The sequence below is a fragment of the Vibrio sp. B4-6 genome (assembly GCF_963888245.1).
GTDB lineage: Bacteria > Pseudomonadota > Gammaproteobacteria > Enterobacterales > Vibrionaceae > Vibrio > Vibrio anguillarum.
The window spans coordinates 1-4,843 of record NZ_CAWPIM010000032.1 but is presented as its reverse complement, the minus strand read 5'-3'; the positions used below and the strand labels follow the sequence as shown (position 1 = coordinate 4,843).

5 protein-coding genes and 1 pseudogene are annotated in these 4,843 nt (G+C 39.9%); all 6 read right to left on the bottom strand.

All coding sequences use genetic code 11. From position 1 onward, the window contains the following. Positions 1–606: 606 nt before the first annotated feature. Positions 607–760, bottom strand: a pseudogene (locus AACV20_RS09250) (DUF645 family protein). Positions 761–1,092: 332 nt separating this feature from the next. Continuing rightward, positions 1,093–1,482 (bottom strand): VOC family protein, encoded by a 390-nt coding sequence (locus AACV20_RS09245; protein WP_170908069.1) that lies wholly within the window; start codon positions 1,480–1,482, stop codon positions 1,093–1,095. Positions 1,483–1,704: 222 nt separating this feature from the next. Next, positions 1,705–2,238: a hypothetical protein gene (locus tag AACV20_RS09240; RefSeq protein WP_170908068.1), complete on the bottom strand. Its 534-nt coding sequence runs from the start codon at positions 2,236–2,238 to the stop codon at positions 1,705–1,707. A gap of 146 nt (positions 2,239–2,384) precedes the next feature. Next, positions 2,385–2,954, bottom strand: coding sequence for a DUF2726 domain-containing protein (locus AACV20_RS09235; RefSeq protein WP_017050105.1), 570 nt, complete (start codon positions 2,952–2,954; stop codon positions 2,385–2,387). A gap of 166 nt (positions 2,955–3,120) precedes the next feature. Further along, positions 3,121–3,336, bottom strand: a complete 216-nt coding sequence (locus AACV20_RS09230) for a TIGR02450 family Trp-rich protein (protein ID WP_017049133.1) — start codon at positions 3,334–3,336, stop codon at positions 3,121–3,123. A gap of 214 nt (positions 3,337–3,550) precedes the next feature. Next, positions 3,551–3,778, bottom strand: coding sequence for a DUF7669 domain-containing protein (locus tag AACV20_RS09225; protein WP_339377285.1), 228 nt, complete (start codon positions 3,776–3,778; stop codon positions 3,551–3,553). Positions 3,779–4,843: the final 1,065 nt, after the last annotated feature.

Here is a 4,843-nt window from a genome sequence, read left to right as displayed (position 1 = left end):
GATTCTGTCTTAATTGACTTTGCTGCTTCACGAGCAAAAGCTTCGAGTGCTTTCTTATCCATATTGTCCATCCTTAGCCTTTAAGGCTTAAGTTTAGACAGTTACACAGAATTCAGGACACTCTCACCCATACTGATTCCTCGTATCTAGGAATCAGTATGTAAACAACATTAACCAATGCTAGAGTCACAGCAGAAATTAATATTGAAACGTACGCTACATTTTCCTTAATCATGCTTTGGATAGTAAAGTCTTTCCATTCAAACCGCTCTAGTAAAAACGTAATCAAAGAGGTCATTCCGATCATAATTACAACAAGCCCAACCGCCTCTGCCAATGACGAGAGGACGTCACGACCAATCGTTTTCATTTTCTTAGTATTCATATCTACCTTTTTAAATAAAACACAATAAGCATGGAATATAGCTAACGCCCGCCTAAGGGGCTGGCAACGCATACCACTAAACCCAAACACAACAACTGCAACCACCGCGGCTCAATGGGACTGGAAACGCCACGCGTTGACAGTCCCTCTTGAGGCGTTTGTTAGCTTCGTAGCCTATTGTTTAGCAATGATTTTTTAAACACTTTTGTTTGAAATGCATTTTACGCAAAAGCATCAAGCAAACACACGTCCAACACTAAAAGCTGTGAAGTGAGCTGCCAAAACTCGCAGCGTTCAAGGTTAAGTTGGCCACTTACCGAATTTCCGACAAAGAAATCGCGATTTCAGCGACGATGCTGCTTTTTGTGAAACCAAGTTGACCGAGTTGAACATCCAACAACTTTGAAGCATCGGGACTTGTTGGCTTTCAGCGGCTTTGAAACTGCGGAACTTCCAACACTTTCTACCAAATCAGCATCTAGCAAAATTCAAATGCCAAATTGTGCAATTTGAACACTAAAAGCTATTTTTTCAGAACAAGAAGTTTGGATTTTGATGATTTTAGCCTTTAAGAAGCTAACGCCCGCTTAAGGGGCAGACAACGCTACTACTCACTTTCCGCATAACACCTTAATCACAAAAACCAACGCATAGTAAAAATACCACGCGTTGGCTGTCCCTCTTGAAGCGTTTGTTATAGCGGTGCTTTAGTTGCCCATAGAAATATGATGCGTTGCACACAGTTTATTTCCTGCTGGATCGGGTAAATAAGCTAGATACATTTTTCTTTCTCCGCTTACCCTTAGACCTGGAGGATCTTCGCAAGCTACACCGCCATTAGCTAAGCCTGCCGCATGCCATGAATCCACTAACTCTGGGCTACTGACTTTTAAGCCAATTGTCATTCCATTACCATGAGTCGCCAGCTCTCCATTTATTGGCTTCGTAATTCCAAGCACACCATCTTTGTTTATGTAAAGACAGCGCCCTTTAGCATCGATAACACCCGATGGATAACCTAAAACAGACAATATGGCGTCATAAAAAACCTTAGATTTTTCAATATCATTGGAGCCAATCATAATATGACTAAACATACTTGTTCCTTTTGTTGAGCAAAAATCGGGATTTACTTTGAAGCATCGATTGAGCAATGTCTAGGTTGAAATGTGAGATAAGCTATAACGCCCGGCTAAGGGGTTGACAACGCACCGCCGAACTTAAAAAAACACACTGTAAACACTGAATTTCAATTTTGCACTAAAGCCGCCACGCGTTGGCAATCCCTCTTGAGCCGTTTGTTATGCAAGTGTTCTCGACTAAATTAACTTTCGCAACTGCCCTTCTAAGTCATCTAGCTTGGACGCTAGTTGTGGAGGTAGCGTATCAACGTTATATGCTAGCTTTTTATCTTTGTTGTCCAATGCATCATCTAATTCACAAACTAAAACTCCAAATACCTTCTTAAATTCAGTAGCATAAGATGAATACACCCCCGATTCCCCCCCAAATAAGTCCACACTAAACAGTTGCTGCTCTAAACTAGTAAAACTGTCATTAACTATATTCGCTTGGTTCTTTCTGACCTCAAGACTAGGACAACTAAAATTTTCACTATCAATGATAAAGAAGGGGAAATAGCTGTACCCCATCCATTCTCGGTAACTTGAACGTGCTTTCGCTAGAAGTTTTAAACTTTCTAGAACCTGAACATGCCTCTTTTCCCAACGAATCTTACCTTTCCATATGAGAATGCCGCACAAAGCAGACACCCCCGCAATGAATGTTCCAAAGTTGTTCAGTATCTCCGAAATTAATTTAATGCTTTCCATACTTGTACTATCAATATTCAAACTCGATCCTCAAAGCCAAAAACTTGCATAACGCCCGGCTAAGGGGTTGACAACGCATAGCCGAACTCAAAAAACACACTGTAAACACTGAACTTAAATTTTGCACTAAAGCCGCCACGCGTTGGCAATCCCTCTTGAGCCGTTTGTTATACAAAATTAGCTTCGAACTTATTACACTTAATTTCAGTTTCTCGCGACAAAACTTTTGCGATTTCAGACGGTTCATAGAAATGCTTTGTATTAAAGCGCACCAATGGATGATGTCCATCTAGGACTTCATTTACATACTGATCGCGTTCCTGCCTTTTTTTCCAATTATGCGTAGAATCATCGAGTTCGATAACTGCTAGAATTTTTGTGGTCTTATCTGTTATGACAAAGTCCATTCGCTTTGCCCACGTTCGAGAATTATGCTTAAAATTAACAGGTTTAACCAAAGCCATTAGTGATACTTGGCTATGAATTACATACTCCGAAGGAAGAGCTTTTTGTAATGCAAAATAGAGTTTCCGCTCATTTTCAGTTGCTAAATGGCTTTGCTTTTTATGCTCAATTTTTACATTAGATGGAATAGGTACGTCAGTTAATTCAAATTTAGCTTTACGCTTGCTCGCAGTTTGATTTGGCGAATCCCATGAAGCTGGCTTCGGCGTATTATTTCCTTTAAGTTTCCATACAATGTAGCCAAACGCTACGATGATAATTATTTCAAACATCTACGCCTATTTCTCCTTTTTGTATAACGCCCGGCTAAGGGGTTGACAACGCACCGCCGAACTCAAAAAACACACTGTAAACACTGAGCTTCAATTTTGCACTAAAGCCGCCACGCGTTGACAATCCCTCTTGAGCCGTTTGTTAGGTGTATTACCCAAATGCCGATTATGTCCAGCCTTGAGACCATTTTTCTTCATCTTTTAACTCAAGCCAATCCATGGAATATTCATTTTTGGAAAGAACAGATTCTAACTTACACAAAGTGACTGAACCGTCTTCTTCATAGTCAACTTCTGACACCAAAAAGTGTTTCTCTCGGTTCATCGGTTTTACAGCTGTCCATTTGCTATTACGCAATTTTGCCGGATTAATCTGATTCATTTTTAACTCCGTAATATTATGAATTCATTATTTTACGGCCATTTTGAAAAATAAGTTCAATTGATGGCTGCGTTACTAAAGACACCTAACGCCCTGTTAAGGTGTGAGCAACGCAATACCGACGCTGCCGCAAACCGCCTTAATCACTTAAACCAACGCATAGTAAAAATGCCACGCGTTGCGAATCACTCTTAAACAGTTTGTTATGTACGTGTTACAGGACTTTGTAGCAGCCCCGACTAACTTTATGGAAAATGTGATAACGACCAGAGAAAGGGTCTTCATTTGAGTGATTACTACAGAAATCACTAGGTAAAATACTCCCCCTTGGCACTTCTGGATACATGGACTGTACAGCCTCAATGATTTCTGATGTTGTAATCTGTTGGTTTTGCATGAATGAAACCTTTACAGCATTTTTAATTTTATCTTTTCTATCCACTATGTTTAGTCTCTCCATCTTCGTGAAATAACATCAAACCCTTACTCAAAGAACTTTGATGCACTTTCTAAATTTTACACATCATTAACCACCTGAAATATTGTGTATTCTACACAGCTTAGATGACAAAAAACGTAAAAGTACATAACGCCGCATTAAGCGGCTAAAAATAGTGGGCTAAAATACAAGCGCAGCGCAGTAGCCCACTGTTTTTAGTCCGATTAAATGCTTTGTTAGTAGGCAATTTCAATGTTGGAATACCCTTGCAAAGCGTTAGCGAAACCATTTCCAAATTACGATTCACAAACAAGCGACAACGTAACAAATAACAAAATAGCCAACGACCAGTAACGTAACAATCACAAAAACAATTGCTAACGCGGAACCCCATTGACGAAAGCACGACACAAAAACAGATTCATAACCGCTTCGATTTTTAACCTTTGCCCACGCTACCGCCGGTTTAGCAAACTCACTAAACCACAGATTACGTTGCCAACTAACGCCGCATTAAGCGGCTAAAAATAGTGGGCTAAAATACAAGCGCAGCGCAGTAGCCCACTTTTTTTAGTCCGATTAAATGCCTTGTTAGTAGGCAATTTCAATGTTGGAATACCCTTGCAAAGCGTTAACGAAACCATTTCAACGTTACGATTCACAAACAAGCGATAACGTAACAAATAACAAAATAGCATTCCTAAAACGAAACAGAATTGACGAAATGGTTATACAAAAAACGTTTCAGCAACTGCTACAAATTTCTAGCTTAAACGCGGCTAGTTTACGCAAAAAATCAAACGACCAGCAACGTAACAATCACAAAAATCAATTGATAACGCAGAAACCGATTGATGAAAGCACTATACAAAAACAGGCTCAAAACTGCTTCGATTTTCAACCTTTGCCCACGCTACCACCAGTTTAGTAAACTCAGTAAAGAGAGTGTCCTGAATTCTGTGTAACTGTCTAAACTTAAGCCTTAAAGGCTAAGGATGGACAATATGGATAAGAAAGCACTCGAAGCTTTTGCTCGTGAAGCAGCAAAGTCAATTAAGACAGAATCTG

What these genes read in the sequence shown, in the direction of transcription:
- AACV20_RS09235 (WP_017050105.1), bottom strand. Translation starts at nt 2,954, where the DNA reads ATGTTTGAAATAATTATCATCGTAGCGTTTGGCTACATTGTATGGAAA.
- AACV20_RS09245 (WP_170908069.1), bottom strand. Translation starts at nt 1,482, where the DNA reads ATGTTTAGTCATATTATGATTGGCTCCAATGATATTGAAAAATCTAAG.
- AACV20_RS09230 (WP_017049133.1), bottom strand. Translation starts at nt 3,336, where the DNA reads ATGAATCAGATTAATCCGGCAAAATTGCGTAATAGCAAATGGACAGCT.